This window comes from Paenibacillus sonchi (genome assembly GCF_016772475.1).
Classification (GTDB): Bacteria; Bacillota; Bacilli; order Paenibacillales; family Paenibacillaceae; genus Paenibacillus_AQ; species Paenibacillus_AQ sonchi.
Window position 1 is genome coordinate 3,463,368 of the sequence record NZ_CP068595.1, and the last position, 25,709, is coordinate 3,489,076.

Here is a 25,709-nt window from a genome sequence, read left to right on the forward strand (position 1 = left end):
GGTTTAATTGGTCAAAATAAAAAGCAGCAGCCCGCTCTTTACGGAGCCGGTCTGCTGCTTTTTTTGATATAACTTGCATACTCAACATATAAGGGCGGACGCTGGAAACGTATTGACTGCGGGGAAACTGTGTCCGGGCCGCTAACTATAAATGCAGCACCGTCAGCGCTTTGGACATGGTTGTCAGCGTCTGCGGGCCATCCGGCGTAATCCAGACATCGTCTTCGATCCGCACACCGCCCAGACCGGCCACATAGATGCCCGGCTCCACGGTGAATACATTGCCGATGTCAATGTATTCACCGTTCATGCCGTGCAGCGAAGGGTACTCATGCGTGTCCATGCCGAGGCCGTGACCGACCCGGTGCATGAAATACTCACCGTAACCGGCCGCTTCAATTACATCACGTGCTGCACGGTCCACCGAGCCGAAGGTCGCGCCAGCGCGGGAAGCGGCGATGCCCGCTTCATTGGCTGCGAGTACTGTGTTGTAGATTTCAACCAGCTTGGGATTCGCTTCTTCCACAGCGAAGGTGCGGGTGATGTCCGAAGCGTAGCCAGCGGCGTATACACCCAGGTCGAACATCAGAAAGTCTCCCGGCTGAATAATGCGGCTGCCCGGCACACCGTGCGGCAAGGCAGTATTCGGTCCGGAGAGAACCATGGTGTCGAAGGAGGGTCCGGAAGCCCCCACCTTTTTCATCAGATACTCCAGCTCGGCAACTAGCTCGATTTCACTAACCCCCGCTTTGACATGGGTGAGGCCTTGGCGGAGCACCTCCTCCACCAGCTCGGCGGCATGCTTCATCCGGCTGACCTCATCCGGCGTTTTTTTCGCGCGCATGGACCGCAGCAGATGGCCGATATCGCGGAAGGCATCCGCAGGAACCGCTTCGGCCAGCTGCTCATAACGGTTAACTGTGAAGTGCTCCTTCTCAATGCCCACAGTTCCCGGCTTAGAGCCTGCAAAACATGATTTCAACAGCTCATACGGGTTGTCCGTGTCGCTGTGCGTCAGAATCTTAGTTACCGAGGAGGCGGCATGAGCGGCTTCGGCATCAAGTGCCGGAACGATCAGCATCGGCTCCCCGCCGCGGATCAGCAGCAGTCCCAGAAAACGCTCATGCGGATTGCTGGCAAATCCGGTCAAATAATAGACATGCTTCGGATCGGTAACGAGCAGCGCATCCAGGCCTCCGCCGGCCATTCCCTGCTCCAATGTGGATAGAGCCTCATTCATTTCAGTTGTTCCCCTTTCGGATTCACGTTACAAAGCAACGCTCTCATTATAGATCATAACCCGGTAGGGTGCACGCGCAGGAAAATGAGGTGGTCCCTGGTTTATGACCAGGGGGTGCGGGGTAATAGGTGCCACAATCGTTTTACGGCCAGGGCAGTGGCGAGAGCTGAATTATGCATATTGATGCCGAATGAGCTGTTGGCTTTTTTACTATCCGTCTGTGTCTAGTCGTAACTGTATTCCATACAACTAAAGTGAATGTTTTTATGTCCAAACCAGAGTTTATTGCACTTCGTACAATTAAAAAGCCTCCAATGGGCTGAAATCAATCCAAACGCTATTTTAGTTGTACGAAATACACTTAGCGCTGTCATGAGGCGGTTTTGCCTTCTTTTAACTGCACATAATACACATAATACATTTAGCATACCTGCGTGAAAGGTTTGGGTTCCCATCTGCATTTCATTTGTTTCCTGTACAATCTCATTCCGTACGGGCTCCATCCGCACCCGGAATTTTATCCTGTGGGAGGTTATATTATGTTTCGTAAAAAATGCCTTACCCGCATGTGGCTGCTAGGCGGCTCATGCATTATAGGGGTTGGACTGCTGAGCGCCTGCATGAATTCTGCCTCACCGGAGGTTAACGAAACCGGAATGGGCGCCGGGGGCAACCACCCTGCGATGACACCTGCCGCATCCGCTAATTCTAAGCCAGTGCCATCAGCAGCCGAACCGTCAGAAGGCGGAGGGGGGAACCCGGAGAATACGCAGCCTGCCTTATCTTCTTCGGCCTTTCCGTACACGGCCCAAACATTGGCCAGCGGTTTGAATGTTCCATGGGAGATGGCCTTCGCGCCGGATGGGCGGATCTTTTTCACCGAACGGCCCGGCACCTTGCGTGTATTTGAAGAAGGTGAGCTGAGGAAGAATCCGCTGCTGGAGCTCCCGGCGCCTTTTATCAGCGAAGGCGAAGGCGGGCTGTTGGGCTTTGCGCTGGATCCGGCTTTTGAAGACAACGGTTTCGCTTATGCCTACCATTCATACCGCAGTGACAGCGGCGGCGTGGAGAACCGGGTGCTGCGGTTAAGCATCAGCGGGAGCAAGGCCGGGATCGACAAGGTTCTGCTGGACAGCATTCCCGGTGATGCCAACCACAACGGCGGACGGATCAAATTCGGGCCTGACGGTTATCTGTATATCACTACCGGCGAAAGGTATGAGCCGGAGCTGGCGCAGGATCAGGAGAGCCTGGGCGGCAAAATCCTGCGCATTTCCAAAGACGGCTCCATCCCGGCGGATAATCCGTTCCGTGATTCTCCCGTCTACAGCCGGGGGCACCGCAATCCGCAGGGGCTGGCCTGGCAGCCGGAGAGCGGAGTTCTCTACAGCTCGGAACACGGCCAATCGAGCCATGACGAGATCAACATTATTGAGGCCGGGAGCAATTATGGATGGCCGCTGATCGAAGGCGATGAGGCCGGAACCGGGAGGGGGGAGCAGATGAAGCTTCCGCTGCTGCATAGCGGGGAGGAGACTTGGGCGCCGTCAGGAATGGCTTTTATTACCCAGGGGCCATGGAGCGGCGAACTGCTTGTGGCGAATCTGGCCGGACAGCAGCTGCTTCATGTTTCACCGGGTACGGGAGATAAGAAACCTTCGGCGGAAGCTTTGTTTCAGGGAAAATGGGGGCGTATCCGCAACGTGGCCGAAGGGCCGGACGGCACGCTCTACGTGATGACCAATAACCGGGATGGCAGAGGCAGCCCTGGCACAGCGGACGATCAGCTGATCGCTTTGAAGCCCAATTGGAAGTGAGCAGTTCAGCTGCTCTCTTTTTTTGCTAAATTGATAGAAATTTCAATAGTCCTTCTCTTTTATGTACATTCAGGTCTTAAGTCCTGGTTCCATGCTTGATAATATGGCGAAATGTGACAAAATATCTTTATTTACGCTAAATTAAGAGATTCTCCGGTCTATTGTTAAGGAATTGATTGACATTAAATAGGTCCTTAGATAGGATGCCATTATGTCTATCTGAATTTTGACAATTCTGCTGGGGGAGGAGTCAAGGATAGATTCTGGATTGTAGGATGGGATGGAATGACTATCTTTGGTGTAAAGGAGACAATTATGTATTCAAAAAGGTTGAGAAGTGCAGTATCCATGGTATTGGTTTTCATTTTATCTTTTATGGGTGTGCTGGAGGTATCGGCTGCATCGCTGAAAGCGACGGTGGTAACCTCGGAGAAAATGCTGAACGGGACACAGAAGATCTCCGTCAACAGCGTGCTGGATGTAACCTACGGAGACTACAACAAGCTTAACGAAGTGAAGTTCTCTCTTAGTAAAGACGGCAATGTATTGGCAACCCAAATCAAGCAAAAAGATCAGGGAGAACGCCTATCTGCAGCGGATTCCGTATATTCGCTCAAGTACCCTGATATCTCATTTGAGGGACTTACCGCCGGCGAGGAGGTTGTGCTTCAGGCAGAATATCAAGGGGAGTCGGGGTTAATAGTTACTGACCCGCAGAGCATAAAGGTTCCTGCTTCATCTGAAATACAAATTGTTGTGGAACGGATGACTAAGGATTCCGATACATACATAAATTCACCAACCGGAGAAGTCCGCAGCGATGATAAAAATATCAGGCTGACGATTTTAAGCAAAGGCGTGCCGCTCGCCAATGAAGCGATTTCGGTTGGAACTTACTCCTCCTACAACAATCTGACTACAGATGAGGCTGGCCAGGTACAGATCATAGGGAACCCGAGAGTTTCGATGACAAGTCCGGTGCTTTTTGTGTCTGTTCGTCAAGGAAAACCAGACTATGAGGCTACGCCTCTATATGTCAATAACCTGATGAAAGAAGGTACATACACAGCGGCTATCCGTTACCTTGACGGGAATGGAAAACTGATTCAGCAGCAATCGGACAATACTTCCCTGCCGAGTGGGGTAAGCCAATCCTTTGGCACTTCAGGGCTGGATGTGCTGGTGCTCAAAACAGGTGAAATTTCGGACTCTTATCCGGCGCTGATCAGATCCGTAGAAAATGAAGTGTACATGTTCCAGACAAGCCAGACCGCATTGTATTCAGCCGCAGACGGGGCTCATCTGGAGATTGTACAGGACAGCAGCGAATACAGCCGCTTGGGCTTTGAGTATTCATGGGAAGGGGCACCTGTTGAGATTGAGTCCTTCTCCATTGTTCCCAACAATCAGTACAAACAAGTCAATTTATCCAATCCGTTCAAGAACATAACCTCTAATTCATTATATGTGAAGAAAAATGTGGAATATGATATTACAGCAGTTGCAGGTATCCCCGGAACAAACAGCAAGGTTGTACTGAGAAACCAGGTCAAACCTGCCGAAGACCAGTTCACTGTGCAATATGCAGCCAACGCTGCGGACTTCAGCGCCCTGAAGGTTCAGGTGCCGGATCGCGGACAAGGGCTGGGGGATCTATTTATTTCCTATTTGAATAATAAATTTAATTACAATGAGCTCAGCCTGAAGGTTCAGGCTGCTGATTCAACCTTGTATGTACGGAAAGGTGAAGAAATTCACCGTTTAACTACTACAGTTTCCGGCGCAGCCAAGAACAGCAGCTATAATGATGAAATCGTGCTGAATTCCTTTTTCACCCCGGCGGATAATGAGTATGTATTCAAGGGAGGAAGCAAATACACGTCTCAAGTCATTCTGAAGGTCCTTAGTTCCGACTACTATGACCAAGACGAAGTCCGCAATCAAATTGTATTGGGTGAGAACCTGCAGTTGCGGGTGGACATGAAGGACGAGTACGATAACGCGATAGATTTGACAAGTGACTACACCATTCAAATTCTGGATGCCTCTGGAGCAATCGTTGAAGACAACGGGCTGAGCTGGACATCTGAAGAAGAAGACGGCAAGCTGATGCGTATCAGCCAGCGGCAATGGAAGCCTGCGAAGTCCGGCGATTACACTATTCAATTTCTGCCGCATCACTACGTAAGCGGGACCGGGTACGTTAAGGGGGCAGTGATTGCCGAAACCGCCCTCAAGGTTCTGCCGAAGCAGGAGCTAGAAGTCGAAATCCGTGATAAGTCCGGAAATTTGGTGGACCTGGTGAATAAGCCTTATATGACCATAGACCAGGCTGAGAAGGTAACTGTTACTGTACGCGAGCATATTACAGGCGGGCTTGGAAAAGTTCTGCCAGGTGTAAAGGTGACCCGGTACGGTGAAGACATCGGAGTAACAGATGAGCAGGGCCAACTGGTTCTGCCGGCAAGACTGGGTACGTATCTCGGCGAATTCTTTTTCAAGAAAACGGATTATTTATCCAGAACGGAATCTGTTGCCGTTATCGATCCGAAGAATCAAGCTGTAGTCCGGGTCCGGGGATTGGATAAGGCTGAAGGTGCTTATGACGGTGGAGTTCCGCTGGACTACGCTTATGTTCAAGCCGTAATCCAAAAGAGTGATGACAGCTACACCCGGCAGTCGAAGTTCATCGGCACCGGGGCGAGCAGACATTTCTGGTTGTAGAATCGCCATCGACGGTCGGAGTAGATTTCATGCGCTATAACCGCAGCCATCTGGGGGTGGAATCTAAATACGGTTACTACATGTATGGTTCCATTCATACCGAGCCGGGTAAGGATTATTCCCTGCTGCTTGATGCAAGAGAACCGCTGCAGGCAGTCAGCAAAGTCAACCTGACTAAATATATGGAGGAATTATCGGTTATCCGCAAGGATTTGCCGGGCGTTGATTATGTGCCTTATGTAATCGACAGCAATACCAGTGAAGATAATTATTTTTATGCCACAGAAGGAACTTATAGCGTTCTTGCCCACACCAAGGGAGACATCTTTATTTACCGCGATGATGTTGCTGTAAATGCAGGAGATAATATATGGGATTATAATGACAGTGCCGCCGGATTAGCGACGCTGCTTGCCCCGGACTCGGGAAGCATTTACGGTGTAGAGTACATTACACCAGCCCGGTCGCAATTAAGAGGCTACTCCTACGATGCCAGACAGATCCAGTTGACCCCGGGGGAAGTCATCGTTAAGGTGGACCAATTGGTCGGCAGTCTTGAATATCAGTTCAATATTCATTTTGCAGCGGGAGCATTGAAAGCAGGAACTATATCGGAACTTGTGCCGGGAGCTATTGCCGGATTGGATATTTTTGGACTGCAGAACGGCAAACTGGTTCGCACCTCCGGCAATGAACAGATGCAAATCGGATTAGTTGATACCGCAGGAAACCATATTGGACAACTTAGTAAACCCCGGATTCTGGTTACAGACTATGGATCATCCCGGGATATAAACTTCTGTACCCTGAAGCGGCATCTTATGAGATCCAGGATGAGGCCGGAATGAAACTGTATGAAGGAACTTCTACCGGCTATCCAATTAACGTAAATAGAATTTTCCCAAATGGAACCTATGTGCTTAAAGCTTCGGTAACGATTGAAGGAAAAACCTATAGCTTGGACAAGAAATTTGTTTTGGACACAGCTGCGGGAACCGTTATTGATCCTGGTGTGCCTGTTCCGGGCGGAAACGGCGGCAGCGGGGGTACAGATCCGGGGAACGGCAGCAATCCCGATAATGGAAGCGGTAATGGCAGTGGTAACGGAAACGGAAATGGTAATGGTAACGGCGGTGTAACGGCACCTGTAACCACAACGCCGGTAAATGTGAACGTAAATGAACAGAATACGAAGCTTCAGGACTTGGTAAAAAATACAACCGGGACACAGGCAGAACGGGCAGCTGCGGCGCAGAAAGCGCTGGGCAGCATTGCCGAATCCCTGAAGTCCGGGGCCACCGCCCAAGAAGCGGAACAGAACAGCAAAAGCATGTCTCAAGCCCTGGACAGTGCGGCCCAATTGCTGGCAAGCATTCAAGATCCTGCAGAGAAGCAAAAGATTGTCAGTTCAATCCATACCTTAATAGACAGCGCACCGTATGTATTGAACAAGCTGGATACTGCTGACAAAGCACTTGCCTTTGCACAGACTCTCATACAGAATGCGGCAGCAGTTCTGAATAACACACAGGGTGTTGCGGCAGCAGAGATCGAGCAATTGAAACAAAGCATAGTGACATCGAGCCAGGCAGCCCTGAATAAAGCCGGCGAAGTTTCAATCTCTAAGGAGCATGTGACTCTGGAGGGGAACACAGTTTCCTCACAATTGACGGAAGAACTCGTCAGCAAGCAGATTGAAGCCTCCAAAAAGGCTTTGGCTGCGGTATCAGAGCAGCTTACTGCCAAGCTGGGGGCAGGTCTGGCCAGTGAACTTAAGGTTTCCCTGACCGTTGAGGTTCCGGCGATGGGCAATGGTGTGAACAAGCTGAACACCTCGCTGCCTTCTGAGATTCTTAAGGTGATTCAGGACAATGATATTGACGGTCTCAAGCTTCAGATGGGGACAACCGCATTCACCATTGAGCCGGATACATTCGGCACGGTGGAAGCGGGGCAGAAAATAACCCTGGCGGCTGAGGTAGTGGAGAATGCTGTGATCGGCAAGCCGGGTCAGGCAGAGCCATTGGCTACCCTGCCGGTGATGGAATTCCGCGCAACGGTAGGAGATAAGGCGGTTAAGAAATTCGAGAAGCCGGTTAATGTGACCTTTGATGTCTCCGCAATTGATACATCCAAATACTCAGCAGAGAACCTTGAGCGTCTCACAGTGTATGTGCTCAATGAGACCAGTCTGACCTGGGAAGCTGTTGGCGGTAAATATGATCCGATTACACAAACAGTAAGTGCGCTTAGAGGGCATTTCAGCCGTTATACCGTAATGATCGGGTCAGCCGCATTTAAGGATGTAGCAGACAATCATTGGGCGAAAAAAGAGATCAATTACCTGTTAACCAAGGGTATCCTGGAGCAGACAGCGGAGTTTAATCCTTCGGGCAAGGTGACCCGTGCACAGTTCGCCAACTGGATTTCCAGAGCCTATGGTTTGGACGGCAACGGGCTGACCCTGCCATTCAGCGATGTTGCAGAAGGAAGCGCCGGCTATAATGGAGTTGCCGCTGCTTATGAAGCCGGAATTATTACAGGCAAATCTTCTACGGTTTTTGACCCTGAGGCTACAATCAGCCGTCAGGAGATTGCTACGATGCTGGCACGCGCCCTTACGCTCTATAACGGGGCGAAGACAGCTGCCGATCCCGGAGCATTGAACGCCGCTTATACCGATGGCGGTAAAATTGCCAAGTGGGCAGCAGCAGGCGTTGCTCTGGCTAAACGCACCGATCTTTTCAAAGGTTTTGAAGACGGGACTTTCCGTCCGGCACAAACGGCAACCAAAGCGGAAGCCGCCGCACTGATTTACAGACTTTATCAACTGAAATAAAGTGAACAGTCTGTGTTAAACCCTTAAAGGCTGGCCTGTACGCAGATTCTGAGTCTGTGAAGGGCCAGTCTTTTTGTGTCCGGTGAGACCGGCTTTTCTTCATCCCCTGATATGATGTAACATAATCTTAGATATGTGCTTTTAAAAGGCCGGGCCAGGCTGAAGCTGGCGGGTTCAGTGTGAAGAGAGGGGAATGCCCATGGTAGGGAAGACAGTACTGGTGACCGGAGGCAACTCCGGGATGGGGCTGGCGACAACCATTGCAATGGCCCGCCGGGGAGCAGCGGTAATTATGGCCTGCCGCAGCCGTACGCGGGGAGAGGAAGCACTGGCGGAAGCCAAGCGGCCGAGCGGGTCGGACAACATCAGGCTGATGCTGTGCGATCTGGATTCATTCGATAGCGTGCGCGCTTTTGCAGAGGAATTTGCGGCCGGTTATCCGGTGCTTGATGTCCTGATCAATAATGCGGGCGTCGTTGCAGTTGGAAATTCGTATAATTGCAGGAGGAATGGATGAATGACAGCGCAGAATTACAGCATTGAAGATGCGGCAGCCGGGGATTTGGCGGCGATCGTGGATATTTATAACTCGACGGTTGCAGGCAGGATGGTGACCGCCGATCTTGAGCCGGTGAGCGTTGCGGACAGAGAGAAGTGGTTTCAGGAGCATAACAGTCATCACAGGCCGCTCTGGGTGCTGAAAAAGGACGGAGAAATCGCAGCCTGGTTCAGCTTCCAGTCCTTTTACGGCCGTCCGGCCTATAACGGCACTGCGGAAATCAGTGTCTATGTAAATGAAAAATTCCGCGGCACAGGGGCAGGAAGCCTGCTGCTGGCCAAAGCTCTGGAGGAATGCCCCCGCCTTGGTCTGCAGAATCTGGTCGGCTTTGTGTTTGGCCACAATGAGCCAAGCCTGTCGCTGCTGCGGAAATTTGGTTTTGAAGAGTGGGGCCTGCTGCCGGGTGTGGCCGAAATGGACGGCGTTCTGCGTGATCTGGTGATTATCGGCCGCAAGCTGTAATCCATGGGAAGGCTCTTCCGGCGTCAGCGGCGCTTCCCGGTGCTTAATGCGGGCGGATGGGTTCAGGCTGGCACTCTTCGGCGGTAATCCATGAATCCGACCACTGCTGCAGGTCACGGATCACAGATTCCAGTGCGCGCCCCTTATCCGTCAGAGAATATTGGATGCGGACGGGGGTCTCCGGGAATACCTCACGGAGAACGATCCCTTCCTGCTCAAGTTCCTTGAGCCGTTCGGAGAGCAGTCTGCCGCTGACCGGCAGGGCGGCTTCAATGACACTGAACCGCTGCGGTCCCTGGAGAAGCTGGTAGATGATTAAGCCCGTCCAACGTCTGCCGATGATATCCATGCTTTTTTGTAACCGTGGACACAAATCTGTAGATTTCATAAGGCTCACCTCTTAATTAACATTATAAACAAAAAGACCTGCAGCTAAAACAAATTTGATATACTGACCGCCCCGAAAGGATGATAAACAATGGCTAAGAAGAAAAAAGCAGCCCCTGCACCGCGCCCCGCGGCTTCGGATGCTCCGGCAACCCTGAAGGATCTGCTGAGCAGCGATGTGCTGGATAAGCTGAAGGCGCAATCGGACGCGCTGAAGGCTGAGGAACACGAGAAAAAAGAAGCCGCCAGAAAGGCAGTGGAAGACCAGCGGAAGGCGGAGCAGAAACGTCTGGAAAACGATTTTGCCCATTTGCTGGAGAACAGCAGCCAGGATTGGCACAAATTTAAATAACCGCATTTCCAATAAAAGGGTTGACACGGAGCGGAACTGGCGTTTATTATTGGTTTTATCAAATTGAAGGGAGGCCGATGAGTCATGATTGGAAATATACAGCTTACAACCGCATATGGAAGATCTGATCTCATCGGCCCCGTCCGGGCAACATGATGTGCATCGGCCTGGCCTGCTGAGTAGTGCGGTCCGGGTCTGTGTGGCATGTGTTCTTAACCTTAACCAGGTGATATGTACGGAATCTCTGCGAAGAGCCGTGGATCAGAAGGATGATCTGCGGTTCTTTTTTGCGTACCCGTTTTATGCTTACAATACATTTACAGCTTACACTTTGAAGGGAATTGAACTACTATTATGAATTTTAATGAACAACAAGCGGGCGGTTATGACTCCCGTTATAAACATGAGCTTGCCCTGCCGGGCGGCGATCTGAAGGTGTACGCCAGCGAGCAGCTGTTTGCCGCGCTGGATTACAAGGTACTGGAGATGGCGAACAACAATCTGCAAATTCCAAATATCGAATATATGAGCTACACCCCCGATGTGCATGTAGGCGTCGGAACCTGCATCGGCACAACGGCGGTATGGGATGCCGCTGACGGCTATGTGTCCCCGTCCATTGTGGGCAGCGATATCGGCTGCGGCATGCGCGTGCATCTGACTACACTCCACAAGGACGATCTGCGCGAAGTGAAGCTGCGCCGGAAGCTGGTGCGCGCCATCGAGAAATATTTGCCGATGGAGCAGCAGCAGCGGGGGACTTACAGCGATATCCGTCTGGAGAACATCGTCCGCAAGGGGCTGCACGGATTGCCGAACAAGTATGTACCGGACAGCTACACCCCGAAGAAGTCGAGCGCTTTGTCGCATGTCGAGATCAGCAAGCTCGGTTTTGACGAAGAGATTCTCAATGAGCTGCCGGACATGGCCTGGCACCGGGGGCACCGCCAGCTTGGAACACTGGGCGGCGGCAACCACTTTGTGGAGATTCAGGCGATTGAAATTGCGGAGGAGCAGCGTGAATTGGCTGAAGCCTGGGGACTGCGGGACGGGCAGATTGCGGTAATGATCCACTCCGGCTCCCGGGCCTGGGGAGGCATGGTCAACCAGTTCTGCACCCCGGCCTTCGCCAAGGTGATGGGCCAGCTGGGCCTGGGCAGCGCCGATCCGCGCCTGATCTATGCTCCGCTTGCGCATCCGCAGGCCCGGCGCTACGTCAACCTGATGTACTCGGCGCTGAATTATGCGGTGGTGAACCGCCACCTGATCGCCTACGCGGTCCGCGAAGGCTTCCGCGATGTGTTCGGACCGAAATGCGAGCTGCGGACCCTCTACGACTTGATGCACAACTATGCCTGGCAAGAGCAGACGGCTGCCGGGACCAAGTTCGTGCACCGCAAAGGGGCAACCCGGGCGCTTCCGGCCGGCCACCCGGATAATCCCCGGCCCTATGCCGCTACCGGACATCCGGCGCTGATCCCCGGCTCCATGGGTACGGCCTCCTACATCATGGTCGGCCAGCCCGGAGGGGAAGAGAATTATTATTCCATCTGCCATGGCGCCGGCCGTATCCGCTCACGTTCGGCGACGAAGCGGCTGGTGTCGGTCAATGATTTTTCCAAGTCGCTGAGGGTTGGCCGGGAGGATGAGATTGTCGTCAATCAGCATTCCCTCGAATCTATCATTGACGAATCGCCTCAAGCCTATAAAAATGTAGATGAGATCATAGAAAGCGTTACGGGCGCCGGACTGGCTGCTGTTGTGGCCAAATGCAAGCCGCTCGCAGCGATAAAGGGGACCAAGTAACAATGGAGAAAGAGAACAAGACACATACTGTAATTTACAAATACGACGAAAACGCCACGGGCATGATCAAGGGCTACGATGCCTATGCACGCCTGGTGGATGGAATTCTGGAGGCCTTGCACACCCGGTATGGCGTCCGCTACGAGCTGTATGCCAGTGACGATCCGAACAGTGAGTACTGGAAGCTGCTGGAGAATGATGTGCAGAGCGGACATCCCGGTGTGGAGCATGTGGCGCGGATTTTCGACCGTCTGGAGGACCGGACGTTTGTGTATGACGATGACAAGGAGCAGCCCGAATACAGCATCCATCTGTCGATCCGCAACAACGTGCTGGCTTATCCCGAGATGGGGGTGGCTCTGGCGCGGGTTCCTGTATTTCAGGAGAATGGCATCAATTTTCAGGACTATGTGTTTGCCGCCTCCGACGGGCAGCTGCAGGGGTTTCTCGGCAATGTGCGCAAGCGGCAGCGGGAGCAGAATATCAATAAGGTGACGGTGTTCACCGACAGGCGCAATGGGATCTTCCGTGAGGATGAGCCGATAACACGTTCGGTTGGACGCGAGGCTGTCGTGCTGGAGGCGGGGATCAAAAAGAGATTTACCGCTCGCTCGACCAATTCTTCGATTCGGACCGCAGCTTTTATGTTACCTATGACATTCCCTACAAAAGAGGGATTCTGCTCTACGGCCACCCCGGCAACGGCAAGACCACACTGGTCAAATCCATCGCCGGGAGTGTGCCCGGTCCGGTGGTCTATTGGCAGATTACCGAATACACGAGCAGTGAATCGGTGAATGAGGTATTCGAGGCCGCCGCCCGGCTGGCGCCGATGGTGCTGGTGATCGAGGACATCGATTCCATGCCGCAGGAGGTCAGATCCTTTTTCCTGAATACGCTGGACGGGGCCACCTCCAAGGAAGGGATTTTCCTAATCGGAACGACCAACTATCCGGAGAAAATAGACCCCGGCCTCATGAACCGCGCAGGACGCTTCGACCGGGCTTACGAGATCAAAATGCCGGACGAGGAGCTGCGGCTGGAGTATCTGAAGCTGCGCGGCTTCACGGCTTTTGCCGGAGAAGAGGGCGTTGCCGCTGCCGCGCGTCTGACGGCGGATTTCTCCCTGACCCAGCTCGGCGAGCTCTACGTCAGCGCTGCGCTCGAATGGCATGAGAACGGCCGGGCCGATGTCGAGGCGCTTGTCCGCGGAATGCGCGGCGAGCTGGACAAAGGCCGCAAGCGGGAATGGATGAAGGACGCCTCATCGACTATCGGATTTTACTGAACGGGTAAGGCGGGGGAGTGTGCCGGCAGAACGAATGATGCTGCACAACGACTCCACTATAGTATGTATGAGGGAGCCGTGAGGCTCCCTTTTTTGCGGGAAAGCACCAGAATAATCATCGAAGAGCCACTATTCCTGATCCATACGGCCTGTAACGCCGTTATTTTAGCGATAGGGGGACTTGGCGCCGGGCTAACGGACCGGAGCGCGCTTATTTTCTCTCCAGCAGGCAGAAATGAGACAAATTTCAGCACATAAGAGCACTGGTGTCCGTTAGCTTGCCTAAAGTTGATTTTGGCAAGGAATAAGGGCTGCTCAGTCCGCTAACAAACAAACAGGCAGGCAGCACACAAACACAAACCAAATGCAGGCGCAAACGCAAACACAGTCGCAAACGCAGACGCAAACACAAACACAAACACAAACCAAATGCAGGCGCAAACGCAGACGCAAACGCAGGCGCAAACGCAGACGCAAACGTAGACGCAAACGCAGACTCAGACGCAATTTGCCTTAGCCTGTCCTGCCAGCAACGCAGCCGGTACGATAAGAGGCCTCGCTTAACCGCCAGCGCTCGCTGGCCCGGTTACTTGCCCGAGGGCTAACAAACGGTGCTGTCCTTATTCGAGGACGGTACAGCGTTTCCACTTGTGTGCTGGATGGATCATTGCAGGGAATTTCGTTGGGCAGTGTAACTTTTGGCGGATTCATACGTGGTTGGGTTAAGGGGGAGGGGATGGAGCCAAATTCGCTGGATGAGCTGTACCAGATTTATGTTCAGGACATATACGCCTACTTGCGCTCCCTCTGCCATGATCATTACCTTGCGGAAGATCTGATGCAAGAGACCTTTTACCGTGCCTATCGTATCTGGAGAATTGCCGGGAGGACAAGATTAAGCCCTGGCTGTTCCGTGTTGCGTACAATGCGTTTGTGGATCATACGCGGAAGGCGAGAGGAGCATCACAGCCGCGTATACTTGCTTCTCCCCCTGCAAATCGTACAATTATCTGAAAATTAGTATTCGCACAGCTGCGGTAGATGTTCGCGATTATGCAGATTAGGAGTTGAAGCAAATGAAGGTAGGAGTGGTATCGGATACACATCTTTCAAGCCGGGCCAAAGGGCTGCCCTCCGTGCTTATGGAAGAATTCAGCAAGGTGGATATGATCCTGCATCTGGGCGATTGGGTATCGCTGGAAATCTATGATCTGCTGGCAGAGCTTGCCCCTGTAGAAGGGATTGCCGGCAACAACGACGGGGCCGAGATTATCCGGCGGTTTGGGGAACGCAAGATCGTTACGCTGGAAGGCGTGCGGATCGGAATGATTCATGGACATGCGCCTTACTCCCGCAAGGGAACCGACGGGAATGCGCTGCTCGCTTTTGAAGGCGAGAAGGTGGACTGCATCCTGTTTGGCCATTCCCACCAGCCGCTGCTGCGGCAGGAGGGGGATATTCTGCTGTTCAATCCCGGCTCACCTACGGATAAGCGGCGGGAGAAGCAGTATTCGTTCGGCCTCATGGATATTGAAGAGGGCAAAATCAGCGCACGCCATATTTTCTACGATTCCAGGGGATAGGGCGGTCCTGAAGTTAAGTCCAAATGATGAGTGATTCTCTCCATGGTCTGAAACCGGGCAATTCACTATAATAGAATAAAGGATGAACCTCATGTGTTAGTAATCCTTGATATTCTATGGCGGAAGCAGCCGGAAAGTTGGAACCGGGACATGAACTATCATTTGGAACAAGCGGGGGTACAGGATCTGGAGCTGGCCGCTCCGCTATTTAATGATTACCGCGTCTTTTATGGGCAGCAGCCGGATGTGGCAGGAGCCCGCCGGTTCCTGGAAGCGAGAATGGACAATCAGGAATCGGTCCTGTTCATAGCTGTGACAGGGGAAGGGGCTTACAGGCAGGCAGGAGGCTTCGCGCAGCTGTATCCGTCCTTTTCGTCCGTAACCATGCAGCGGGTATGGATTCTGAATGATCTGTTTGTCGCAGCGGAGCAGCGCGGGAAGGGATTAGGGTCATTGTTGCTAACGGGAGTGCGGGAATTTGCCTACAGTACAGGCGCCAAGGGTCTGGAACTAACCACGATGACCAATAATACCGAGGCGCAGCGTCTATATGAGGCGCATGGCTACAGCCGGGAGGAAGAATTTTTTTCTTATCATTTGTTTTTTTGAAAAGAAAGTTAGGAGCGTTAATGTGGATAACAGCAATGGAAAGCTAGCCATATTTTTTGATCTGGATGATACGCTGTACGACCATCTGATTCCTTTCCGGGAAGCGGTGCGCGAGGTACTGAGGCCGGATGAGAGCCATTTGAATTATGCGGATCTTTTCTACAAGGTAAGGCATCACAGTGATCTGCTCTGGCCGAAGTATCTGCGCGGGGAGCTTGAGCTTGAAGAAACGCGGGTACGGCGGCTGGAGCTGGCTTTTGCGGAATATGGCCTGGAGCTGAACCGGGAGCAGGCGGCCAAGGTGCAGGCAGCATACATCGGCCGCCAGTACAGCATTGAGATGATCGAAGGGGCTGCTGAACAGCTTCAGCGATTTATTTCCCTGGGACATAAGGTGGGGATCATTACGAATGGCCCCCAGGACCATCAGATGAGCAAGCTGCGCGGACTGGGCGTCGACAGGCTGATCCCTGAAGAGATGATTTTTATCTCGGATGCGGTTGGGCTGGCCAAGCCGGACCCGGCCATCTTTGCCCATGTGAACCGGGTGACCGGGACAACGGCCGGACAGTCGCTCTACGTAGGGGATACGTGGGATAATGATGTGGTCGGAGCGCTTGAGGCAGGCTGGAAGGTGTGCTGGTACAATCCACGGGGCAGACAGCCGGGAACAGCGCATAAGCCGAGCTACATCTTCGCCAGCTACCGTGAATTCAGTGAGCTTCCTTTAATTTAAAAGGTATGGGCTGACCCAAAAGCTATGAAATGGTTGCTTGGGTCAGCCCTTTTTTTATATATCAGAAAGTATTTCAGTTTTTGAGAAGATAGAAGGTCTGGCCCTCTGCAGATGATCACAGAAGCAGCTGTTTAATTGGCGAACGTGTATGTCGGGTCGGTCAGCTGCAGTCTTTTTTTCAAATCGGAGGTTGCGTAGATCTTGTTGTCGTCCGTGATAAAGAAGGCGTCCACCTTCTCCGGCAGCGATTCAAGATATTTCATGCCATCCTCCAGGCCCATAAGGAACACTCCGGTAGACAGGGCATCCGCATCGGTTGCGTTGGGGCTCATAATGGTGATGCTTTTCAGCCCGTTCTGGGATGGAAAACCTGTGCGCGGGTCAAGAATGTGGTGATAACGCACACCGTCCTGCATGAAGAAACGTTCGTATACACCGGAGGCGTCTATAACCTCATCCGAAATTTTGATGGTTCCCAGTTGGCTGCCGCGGCTTTGATCCGGGTCCTGGAGGCCGATGTTCCAGGGCGATCCGTTAGGCTTGTTCCCAAGTGCAATAATGCTGCTGCCCCCAAGGTTGATCATTGCACTGTCGAGCCCCTGCTCTTTCAAATAATCGGCAATGCGGTCAGCTGCATACCCTTTGCCGATCCCGCCCATATCCAGCACCATGCCTTCTTTGGCCAGCTTGACGGTCTTCGCAGCCTCATCCACAATAACATCCTTATAATTGGTCAAGGCCCTGGCTTTGTCGATCTCCGCCTGAGGAGGAACCGATTCTCCGCCGCTGCCGATATTCCACAGATCCACAAGCGGGCCGATCGTCGGGTCGAACAGCCCGTCCATTTCCTCGGCGTATTTCAGCGACTGCTTAACAATATCCAGCGTTTCATCGGAGACAGCAACGGCTTCTTTGCCGGCAGCCTTATTTACCGCATACAACTCTCCGTCTTCCTTGGTGCGGCTGAACTCTTTATCCATGCGCTCCAGCATCTGCTGGATGTCATCCATATTTTTCTGCTCGGCCTTGTCGCCGAAAACTTTGATATTCACAACGGTATCATAAATATAAAATGTCTGCTCCAGGGACTTCGTTCCGCCATCCGTAGATACCTTGGCGCCGCCGGCGGTCTCTTCCGGACTGCTGTTCTTGTCCTTGCTGCTGCCGCAGGCTGTGACAGACAGAGCGATGATAATGACGAAAACGACGAGGAGAAGTGTCGATTTTTTGTTCTTGAGCATGTTCCACCATCCATAAAGTTAGTTTCTTGATCACATCCTTACTATAATACCCCAGATCAGCAGGCAATGGATACTTATTTCAAAAGATAAGATTTATATGTTTTGGGGGAAGCGACTTACCCCTTATTTCATTGTATTGGAAATTATACAGTGAAAAAAGTGCGGATATCTTGGAAGCCTAACAGGATATAGGCGATGTAGAAGGATTGGGCGCCATCAGCGGACTGGAGCGGACAGAGGAGCCCTTATTTTGCCAAAAATCTTGTTTTATCAGCGGTTACGGACTCAGGAGCCGTTATATCGTTCGATGGAGCCTGAAATAAAGGGGAAAAGGACAAATAAAGGCATCTCGGTCCGTTGTCCTGCGGAATCGACGAATCTTCTATCCATAACGGCTTTCCTGTCCGCAACGGCTGCGGAAGATCGTGAAGGGGAGCGCATCGTGTCTGCAGAATGCCCCACACCATAATCATACGGCCCACATGCATGTCTTAACTACGCGGTCTGAGCAAGAGTTGTGCAACAAGGTGAGCGCTAAGCAATTCAAAAGCCGCTAAGCCTGTATAGTACAACGATCCGTCTTCAGCATGCCCCCGTTGATTTTGGAGGGTGGGGAGTCCCTGCGGCCGTAAGCCCCATGTTATTATTCACCCGCCAGGGTGATTTTGTTGTGACATTTTGGGCATAAGAAATAGGGGGATTCAAGTGTGGGATAAAAAATTAATTAAAATTGTTGTCATATCGGCGCAGACATGTTAAATTGATTTATGACCGACTGACCAAAAATAAAATTTAGTCAATTATTGACTGTTTAGGAAGGAAAGGAGCTTGAGTCATGTCTATCGACCGCAAAGCATTAATTCTGCAGGCAGCGACCAAATCCTTTGTACAGTTTGGCTATAAAGCCACGACTATGGATCAAGTGTCCAAGATCGCGAATGTAGGCAAAGGCACGATTTATACCTTTTTCAAAACCAAGGAAGAATTATTCGAAGAAATTCTGGACAAGGCCTCCCAGGAGCTGACCTCGGTCATGAACCGTTTGGCGGCGGAGGACAACACTTTTATCCAGAAGCTGTTCAATCTGCTCGACTCCATTCTGGAATTCCGCTCCGATCATGAGCTGTTCGTCAAGCTGGCGCAGGAAGTGCGCGATATCGGGACTGTCCAGGCGCTTGAAGGAGTTAAGCGGATGGAGGAATATGCGCTGGATTTCCTGCGGCAGCAGATTGAGCAGGCAATGGAGCGCGGGGAAGTGAAGCCCTGTGATGCCAGCGTGGCAGCGTTTATGATTTTCCGGCTATACCTGGCTTTGACCACTGAATGGAACAAGGAACATGAGCCCTTGGACAAAAACCGGATCAAGGAGCATATGATTCTGTTTATTTCAAATGGCATACTTATCTAGAAGCCAAGCCATACAGCCTGCAAGGGCTATTTTTTTCCAATAGTTATGATTGATTATGAAAATTTTCACGAATTTACAAACAAGAGATAGAAGGTGCCGGCAATGAAAGCTATTACTGTGTTTCTGAAGGATATGAAAATACTTTTGACCAAGCCCATGCTTGTGCTCACTTTACTGGGTGTTGCGGCGTTGCCGATGCTGTACAGCAGCTTTTTGGTGGATGCGTCCTGGGACCCGTACGGCAATACGGGCAAGCTCCCTGTTGCTGTTGTTAACCTGGATAAGGGAGCTGTCTATGAAGGCAAATCCATGGAAGTGGGAAAGGACTTCGTGGATGAGCTGAAGGATAACGACGACTTCAAGTGGAATTTCGTTAATGCGGCTGAAGCCGAGGACGGCATGGCCCATAACCGTTATTATATGACCATTACGATTCCCGCCAACTTTTCGGAAAATGCGACAACACTGACTGCGGAGCATCCGGTTCAGGCGGAGATTGTGTTCGAGCCGAACAGCGATTATAACTTTGTCGCCGGGCAAATCGGCAACAGTGCGATGAGCAAGCTGAAGGCAAAGCTGTCGACCCAGATAACAGCAGCCTATACCCGCAGTATGTTCGAGCAGGTGGACACGATCTCGGAAGGCCTTGGAGATGCAGGCGAAGGTGCAACTGCGCTCAAGGATGGAGCAGGCAAGCTGCAGGGCGGGTTGTCCACGCTGAAGACCAACCTGAACAAGCTGGCCAGCGGCACAACCGAGCTGCAAAGCGGACTGAAGCTGCTGTATAACGGCGCAGACAGTCTGAAGCAAGGCACAGGTACACTCACGCAGGGAACAACAGACTTGGCCGGCGGATTAAGCCAGCTGGTCAAGGCTGAACAGCAGCTCCAGACGGGTGCTGTGAAATCGCAGAAAGGCGCGGCACAGCTGAACGAAGGGCTGCTGGCCTCGAAGACGGGCAGCAGCCAGCTGAAAGAGGGACTGACCGCGTCTGAAGCGGCCAGCAGCCAGCTTGCCGCCGGTGCGGATCAGGTGGCCAAGGGGCTGGAGCAGATGATGGCGGCAACGCCCGGCCTGCAGGAGAATGAGCAGTTCCAGCAGCTGCTGGCTGCAAGCCGGCAGGTTGCCGCAGGCAGCCAGCAGCTGCACACCGGACAGGAGCAGCTGCTGGCCGGCAGTACGAAGCTGGACGCAGGACAGCAGCAATTGGCTGCAGGCGCCAAGCAGTTAAGCGATGGCGGCTCCCAGCTGGCCACAGGGCTGCAGACCTTTGGCCAGAAGTTGAATCAGGCCAGCGCAGGCGGAAGCAAGCTGGCTGCCGGGGCTGCGGCGCTGAATAAAGGCGCCGTCCAGCTGGGGCAAGGGCTGACCAAGCTTGCGGGAGGCGTAGACGGCCTCTCTGAAGGAGCGGTCAAGCTGAAGGATGGAGCGGGAGAGCTGAATGACGGCGCCGGCAAGCTGGCCAACGGCAGCGGTGAACTGGCGGAGAAGCTGACCGACGCCGCAGCGGATACCTCCAGCGTGAAATCCGGGGATGATACGGTGAACATGTTCGCCGAGCCCGTGAAGCTCACAGAGAAGACGGATCATAAGCTGGATCATTATGGACTGGGAATCGCGCCGTATTTCTTGTCGCTTGCCCTGTTCGTGGGAGCGCTGGTGTTCAGTACTGTATTCTCACTGCGCGATTCGAATGTGCCGGGCGCTTCGCCGATGGGCCGATTCCTGAGCCGGACGCTCACCTTCGTGATGGTCAGCATTCTCCAGTCCCTACTTGCCGATATTGTCCTATTATGCGGCCTGAAGCTGGAGGTACAGAGCGCACCACTCTTCTTCCTGTTCACGCTGATCGTCAGCTTCAGCTTCACGATGATTGTTCAGGCACTGGTTACGTGGCTGGATAATCCGGGACGCTTCCTGGCGATTGTACTGATGATCTTCCAGCTCACTTCAAGCGCCGGCACCTTCCCGCTGGAGATGCTGCCAGGCTGGATGCAGAAGGTCAATCCTTGGCTGCCCATGACGCACAGCATCGTCGGCTACAAGGCAATCATCGGCAGCGGAGACTATGCTTTGATGAGAGAGCAAATCGTCTACTTGCTGATTTGCGCCGTGATCTTCCTGGCGCTCACCTTCCTGTACTTTGCACGCCAGAACAAGCGCACTGCAGCGCCTTCTAAGGAGCTTGCGGTCTAGGGCAACCCTTGGTGAAGCAAGGATGTGTGAAGGGTCAGCTTCGCTAGGCGGCGGCTGAGCGAAAGATCAGGCATACCGCAAGAGTCCCGCCCTTATGGCGGAACTGGACGAAATGTCAGACATATTACGAAAGCCCCGCCGAAGGGAAAGCGGAATAAAACTTCAGACATATTACGGAAACTTCCGCCCTGAGAGGGAGGCCACTGAAAAACTAGCTTTACAGTGACCTCCTTATGGGGAACGGGAGTTTTTTTGTTCTTTTACTCTTATTGTTCAGGAATTATGATTTTCTTCTATTGTAGGTATGGCGTAAAGACTGGGAGTTAAGTAGGAGGGGGAAGGAAAGGGTGCAAGGAAGGAAGCAAGAGAGCAAGGAAGTAAGGAAGGATGGATGGAGGTAAGGAAGTAAATAAGGAAAGAATTAAGAAAGGAAAAGTACAAGTAAAAGTACAAGTAAAAGAAAGAAGGGGAAGGGGGAAGGACGCAAGGAAGGGACTGTCCGCGAGAGTTGCAGGGAGGTGAAGTGGAATTAGTTCACTTAAATCGGCAAAAAAGCATTAAGCAGAGGGAATAGTGGGAAAAAGTAAAGTTATTTTAAGCGAATTTCCCTGTATTGCGGGCAATCGGCCGGATTAGTTGTCCTTTTTCCATCTAACACCTCTGGAAAAGGGGCATGAAGGAGATTTAAGTTTACTTTTTCCACTTGGGCCTGCTGGCGGGTAACCTAAAAACTTATAATGCAAAACGGCTATGCAATCCAATGAAGGACGGCATAGCCGTTAGGTCCAGGGCAACCCGGTCCATGCATGGATTCCCGGCAGCTGGCGCGTGCCTAGTCCAGCATATACTCACGGTACTTGTTCTTGCGGGGGTTCAGTACGAAGAGAATGCCGCTGAGGTAGCCTGAAACGGCATTGAAGTTGCGCTTCAATGTCGATTTGCCGGTTAGATAGGTCAGCGTCCACAGCAGGGCGGCATAATTTTTCACCGGAGCTTTGCGCAGATTCAGCAGATAATAATGGTTGACGGCCGTGGCCCGCGCGACCCGGCCCGCCTTGTCACGGGAGCTTGGAGACTCGTGGTGGGTAATCTTCATATCCGGATTGATCACTAGCTTGCCGTATTTGCTGGCCAGATGGCACATATAAATATCGTCAGCCACTGCATAGCTGGTCATCCAGGGATAAGGCTTCATGTCCTTCAGTGCCGAAGCACGGAAGGACATATTGCAGCCGTGGAAAAAATCCGTTTCAAAGGTATCCTCTGTCTCTCCCCAGAGCAGCAGAGAGCCTGCAAGTGTGCTGGCAGACAGCCGGCCGGGCGAAGCCGACATTTGGCAGGTCAGCATACCGAGCAGCTTGCCGGATCTGCTGCTGGACATGCCTTTGGCTATGCCTCCGACCCCGACGATTGACTTGTCCGTCGCGTAGGTATCCAGCATCCGGCGGATATACAGCGGATCATCCAGTTCGGCATCGTCGTCGAAGCTGAGCAGAATGTCTCCATCGATGAGTCCCAGTGCCTCATACCGGGAGAGCCAGACACCGGGCTTGGTTTTGCGGTAATAACGCAGCTCCGCTTGAGGCATCCGGTTCAGCACTTTGCGGAAGTACTCCAGCACCTGCTCCTCAATATCGCCATCGTCCACAATCAGCAGCTCAATCGAGACATCTTCAAGATCGGTCTGCCTGCCGATAGACTCAATGCACAGCGTAAGATCTTTGATCCGGTTGCGCGTGGGAATTACGATAGACACATCATGCATGCCGCTGACTCCTTCCGGGACGCGCCTCGCGTCCGCTTTACCATAATATAATGCACCGAAACTTCTTGTTGCTCTAAGTGTACCCCCCTTCAGGTAGGGCGTATATACCACTTTCGTTTACTTTTTTTTATAGCGTTTACGATTATAATGATTAGGAAAATAGTTGCAGATCATTTTGAGTAGTACGAACTATTTGGACCAAGCTTAGATCTATGCTTCCGGGGCCAGTTTTGCGAAATGGATCTAGGAAGCTTAAGCTAATCAAAACTAATGTGTATGCTTCCGAAGTCAGTTTTTCGCAGCAGATGCAGGGAGTAGATGCTAAAAAACTTAAGTGTATGCTTCCGAAGCCAGTTTTGCGAAATGGATTCAGGAAGCTTAAGCTATCAAAACTTTAAGGAGGAGACGTTATGCATGTCGGGATCTTTATGCATACCAATTACTTTGAAGATTTCTTCGTAAAAGGCCTGGGTCTCAGTGAAGAGGAATATGTAAGTTCGTATCATAACGATTTTTCTTTCGACTATGCGCGTCTTTTACATACCAAAGGCATCCGCACCACCATCTACAATTTCACCCGGGTCGGCGATGAGGTCCGCACTTACCGGCATGGCATTGTGGATTGCACCGTTAAATTCATCCCTGTGGGCAGACTATATAAATCGTATTGCCTGATCCCGCTTTCCCACCGGACACCCATCGGCAAATTTATCTCTCAATATATATCCACCATTCAAAAGGATCTGGCCGGAATTTTGCGCGGGGACGGGATCAGCCTGATTTATGCCCAGGAATATGCCTCCGGACGTTTTGAACGGCTGGCTTCAACGGCCAAGGAACTGAACATTCCAATCATAGCCGCCTATCACGGGGCAGCATACATAAATGGATACTGCCTATTAAGAAGCATACGCTGCACAAGGCTTCCTTTTTGACAACGCTTAACGAGGATGAGCAGAAAAGCATGGTCAGCCACTTCCCGCATCTCGCGGAACGGATACGGCTGCTGCCCAATTTTGTGAATTCAGCGATTTTTTACAGGCGGGACAAGGAGCAGGCGCTGGCGGAGCTTGGGCTGGACCCGGAGAACAGGTATTTGATTACGGTGGGCCGTTTATTCGAATATCAGAAGGGGCATTCCCTGCTGGTTCAAGCTGCGGAGCAGCTCAGGCATATTCCGGACCTGAAGATACTGATCGCCGGCGGCGGGCCGGATGAGCAGAGCCTAAGGACGCTGATTAAGGAAAAAAATCTGGAGGACCGCATAATTCTCCTCGGCACGATCCGCAACAAGGATGTTCTGGCCAGCTACTACAGTGTTTCCGAGCTGTTCGTGCTGCCTTCCCGGTATGAAGGGCTGCCGCTGGTCATCCTGGAAGCCGGGGCCTGCGGGCTTCCGACGGTTGCTTTTAATGTAATGGGGGTGCGCGGACTGGTTCAGGATGGGGTAAGCGGCCTGCTCGCCGAAGGGCTGCAGCCGTCCGCACTGGCGGCCTCACTGGATACATTGCTCGGAAACCCGGAGCTGTGTGCGGAGATGGGAGAAGCTGCCCTGCAGATCGTCCGCTCTGACTACTCAGAGGAGATTATCGGGGCACGGCTGTATAACCTGCTGCAGGAAAGCCTGGGACTCGATCCTTCGGCAACCCAAATTGGCGGCGACAGCTTCGCGCCGGAGCTGGGCACACCCGTGTAAACAGCTTGCTTGTATGGAGCAATTTCATGTATACAATCGAATGATCATGAGCATTATATCTCACGCTCAGTGATTGAACTGTGAACCGCGGCGGAAGAAATATACTTGTAATTTTCAGTTTTTAACTATACAATTGTAAGTGATATATACTTATGTAAGTGAGATATATTAAGTTACTAAGATTCAGGAGGAATCCCCATGAGAATAGATGTATGGTCCGATAATGCCTGTCCATTCTGTTATATCGGCAAAAGACGGCTGGAGCACGCGCTGAGCCAGTTCGAAGGACAAGAGAAGGTAGAAGTGGTCTTCCGCAGCTTCCAGCTCGATCCGGGTGCACCAGTGCAGGCAACCCAGGATATTTATGATATGCTGGCTGCCAAATATGGAATGACCCGCGAGAAAGCGATAGCCACGAACGCACAACTGGCAGAGCAAGCCAAAGGTGTGGGTCTGGAGTTTAACTTTGATACCGTGCAGAATACGAACACTTTTGACAGCCACCGTTTGAGCCATTTTGCTGCTTCAAAAGGCAAAGGCGCCGAGATGTCGGAGCGGCTGCTGCGTGCTTATTTTACCGATGGGCATAATCTGGCAGACCGTGAGGAGCTGGCTTCTCTGGCTGCCGAGGTTGGGCTGGATGCAGCAGAAGCTGCAGCGATGCTGGAAACCGACGCCTACACGGATGCAGTGGACACCGATATTGCGGAAGCACAGCGGCTGAATATCACGGGCGTACCATTCTTCGTATTCAATAATAAATATGCCGTATCAGGCGCTCAGCCGGGTCCGGTCTTCTCCGAGGTGCTGGATACCGTCTGGGCTGAAGAGAAGAATGCGCCTGAGCTTCAGGTGATCGGACAACCTAAGTCCAAGGCCCCGGATGCCGAAGGCTGCGACGACGGCTCCTGCAGCATCTGACAGGCAGATGCCCAGTCTGGGGCAGCCTGCCCGGACCCTTGGCTGATTGGCACAGCCTGAATGCAGCGCACCAAAGCCCC

The 25,709-nt window shown here is 52.3% G+C and carries 21 protein-coding genes and 2 pseudogenes; 19 read left to right on the forward strand and 4 right to left on the reverse strand.

Annotation, left to right across the window (positions count from 1 at the left end; all coding sequences use genetic code 11):
* Positions 1-145 precede the first annotated feature (145 nt).
* Positions 146-1,240, reverse strand: coding sequence for a M24 family metallopeptidase (locus JI735_RS15775; RefSeq protein ID WP_202677551.1), 1,095 nt, complete (start codon positions 1,238-1,240; stop codon positions 146-148).
* A gap of 539 nt (positions 1,241-1,779) precedes the next feature.
* On the opposite strand from JI735_RS15775, the gene JI735_RS15780 reads away from it, so the two are divergent.
* The 6 genes and pseudogenes from JI735_RS15780 (at position 1,780) to JI735_RS15805 (ending at position 9,641) form a co-directional block, all read left to right on the forward strand.
* Entirely contained in the window at positions 1,780-3,057 is a 1,278-nt protein-coding gene (locus tag JI735_RS15780) for a PQQ-dependent sugar dehydrogenase (RefSeq protein ID WP_233476422.1), read from the forward strand.
* Between the two features lie 315 nt (positions 3,058-3,372).
* Positions 3,373-5,781, forward strand: a complete 2,409-nt coding sequence (locus tag JI735_RS15785) for a hypothetical protein (protein WP_202677552.1) — start codon at positions 3,373-3,375, stop codon at positions 5,779-5,781.
* 29 nt (positions 5,782-5,810) lie between these two features.
* The gene (locus tag JI735_RS15790; protein ID WP_202677553.1) at positions 5,811-6,629 is read left to right on the forward strand and encodes a hypothetical protein; all 819 of its coding nucleotides are present in this window, start codon (positions 5,811-5,813) and stop codon (positions 6,627-6,629) included.
* The gene (locus JI735_RS15795; RefSeq protein ID WP_202677554.1) at positions 6,626-8,620 is read left to right on the forward strand and encodes an S-layer homology domain-containing protein; all 1,995 of its coding nucleotides are present in this window, start codon (positions 6,626-6,628) and stop codon (positions 8,618-8,620) included. Before JI735_RS15790 ends, JI735_RS15795 begins: the two co-directional genes overlap by 4 nt.
* A gap of 199 nt (positions 8,621-8,819) precedes the next feature.
* Positions 8,820-9,104 (forward strand): annotated as a pseudogene (locus JI735_RS15800) (SDR family NAD(P)-dependent oxidoreductase); the annotation flags it as partial.
* A 33-nt stretch (positions 9,105-9,137) separates the two neighbouring features.
* Positions 9,138-9,641: a GNAT family N-acetyltransferase gene (locus JI735_RS15805; RefSeq protein WP_039838207.1), complete on the forward strand. Its 504-nt coding sequence runs from the start codon at positions 9,138-9,140 to the stop codon at positions 9,639-9,641.
* Positions 9,642-9,684: 43 nt separating this feature from the next.
* On the opposite strand, the gene JI735_RS15810 is transcribed toward JI735_RS15805, so the two are convergent.
* A complete protein-coding gene (locus JI735_RS15810; protein ID WP_039838205.1) occupies positions 9,685-10,029 on the reverse strand; it encodes a winged helix-turn-helix transcriptional regulator in 345 nt (114 codons plus the stop codon).
* Between the two features lie 90 nt (positions 10,030-10,119).
* On the opposite strand from JI735_RS15810, the gene JI735_RS15815 reads away from it, so the two are divergent.
* The 7 genes and pseudogenes from JI735_RS15815 to JI735_RS15845 all read left to right on the forward strand — a co-directional run bounded on the left by JI735_RS15815 (position 10,120) and on the right by JI735_RS15845 (position 16,402).
* Positions 10,120-10,380: a YqkE family protein gene (locus tag JI735_RS15815; protein ID WP_039838204.1), complete on the forward strand. Its 261-nt coding sequence runs from the start codon at positions 10,120-10,122 to the stop codon at positions 10,378-10,380.
* Between the two features lie 354 nt (positions 10,381-10,734).
* Positions 10,735-12,186: an RtcB family protein gene (locus tag JI735_RS15820; protein WP_051052178.1), complete on the forward strand. Its 1,452-nt coding sequence runs from the start codon at positions 10,735-10,737 to the stop codon at positions 12,184-12,186.
* A gap of 2 nt (positions 12,187-12,188) precedes the next feature.
* A pseudogene (locus JI735_RS15825) lies at positions 12,189-13,474 on the forward strand (ATP-binding protein).
* A gap of 736 nt (positions 13,475-14,210) precedes the next feature.
* Positions 14,211-14,495 (forward strand): sigma factor, encoded by a 285-nt coding sequence (locus JI735_RS37355; protein WP_202677556.1) that lies wholly within the window; start codon positions 14,211-14,213, stop codon positions 14,493-14,495.
* A gap of 55 nt (positions 14,496-14,550) precedes the next feature.
* A complete protein-coding gene (locus tag JI735_RS15835; protein ID WP_020427344.1) occupies positions 14,551-15,057 on the forward strand; it encodes a metallophosphoesterase family protein in 507 nt (168 codons plus the stop codon).
* Positions 15,058-15,207: 150 nt separating this feature from the next.
* A complete protein-coding gene (locus JI735_RS15840; RefSeq protein WP_202677660.1) occupies positions 15,208-15,666 on the forward strand; it encodes a GNAT family N-acetyltransferase in 459 nt (152 codons plus the stop codon).
* A gap of 22 nt (positions 15,667-15,688) precedes the next feature.
* Complete coding sequence (locus JI735_RS15845; protein WP_039838196.1) at positions 15,689-16,402, forward strand: HAD family hydrolase; 714 nt, start codon at positions 15,689-15,691, stop codon at positions 16,400-16,402.
* 131 nt (positions 16,403-16,533) lie between these two features.
* Here JI735_RS15845 and JI735_RS15850 read toward each other — a convergent pair whose 3' ends face one another.
* Positions 16,534-17,643: an FAD:protein FMN transferase gene (locus JI735_RS15850; protein ID WP_039838195.1), complete on the reverse strand. Its 1,110-nt coding sequence runs from the start codon at positions 17,641-17,643 to the stop codon at positions 16,534-16,536.
* 835 nt (positions 17,644-18,478) lie between these two features.
* On the opposite strand from JI735_RS15850, the gene JI735_RS15855 reads away from it, so the two are divergent.
* The 3 genes from JI735_RS15855 to JI735_RS36920 all read left to right on the forward strand — a co-directional run bounded on the left by JI735_RS15855 (position 18,479) and on the right by JI735_RS36920 (position 21,769).
* Positions 18,479-19,051 carry a TetR/AcrR family transcriptional regulator gene (locus JI735_RS15855; RefSeq protein WP_039838194.1) on the forward strand — a complete coding sequence of 191 codons (573 nt, stop codon included), beginning with the start codon at positions 18,479-18,481 and terminating at the stop codon, positions 19,049-19,051.
* Between the two features lie 102 nt (positions 19,052-19,153).
* Complete coding sequence (locus tag JI735_RS15860; RefSeq protein WP_202677557.1) at positions 19,154-21,247, forward strand: YhgE/Pip domain-containing protein; 2,094 nt, start codon at positions 19,154-19,156, stop codon at positions 21,245-21,247.
* 387 nt (positions 21,248-21,634) lie between these two features.
* Entirely contained in the window at positions 21,635-21,769 is a 135-nt protein-coding gene (locus tag JI735_RS36920) for a hypothetical protein (RefSeq protein ID WP_267919254.1), read from the forward strand.
* Between the two features lie 310 nt (positions 21,770-22,079).
* On the opposite strand, the gene JI735_RS15865 is transcribed toward JI735_RS36920, so the two are convergent.
* Positions 22,080-23,012: a glycosyltransferase family 2 protein gene (locus JI735_RS15865; protein ID WP_039838190.1), complete on the reverse strand. Its 933-nt coding sequence runs from the start codon at positions 23,010-23,012 to the stop codon at positions 22,080-22,082.
* Between the two features lie 410 nt (positions 23,013-23,422).
* Here JI735_RS15865 and JI735_RS15870 point away from each other — a divergent pair, with 410 nt between their 5' ends.
* The 3 genes from JI735_RS15870 to JI735_RS15880 all read left to right on the forward strand — a co-directional run bounded on the left by JI735_RS15870 (position 23,423) and on the right by JI735_RS15880 (position 25,629).
* Complete coding sequence (locus JI735_RS15870; protein ID WP_202677558.1) at positions 23,423-23,947, forward strand: hypothetical protein; 525 nt, start codon at positions 23,423-23,425, stop codon at positions 23,945-23,947.
* The gene (locus tag JI735_RS15875; RefSeq protein ID WP_202677559.1) at positions 23,944-24,708 is read left to right on the forward strand and encodes a glycosyltransferase family 4 protein; all 765 of its coding nucleotides are present in this window, start codon (positions 23,944-23,946) and stop codon (positions 24,706-24,708) included. The genes JI735_RS15870 and JI735_RS15875 overlap by 4 nt, the downstream gene beginning before the upstream one ends.
* Before the next feature lie 198 nt (positions 24,709-24,906).
* Entirely contained in the window at positions 24,907-25,629 is a 723-nt protein-coding gene (locus JI735_RS15880; protein ID WP_039838189.1) for a DsbA family oxidoreductase, read from the forward strand.
* Positions 25,630-25,709: the final 80 nt, after the last annotated feature.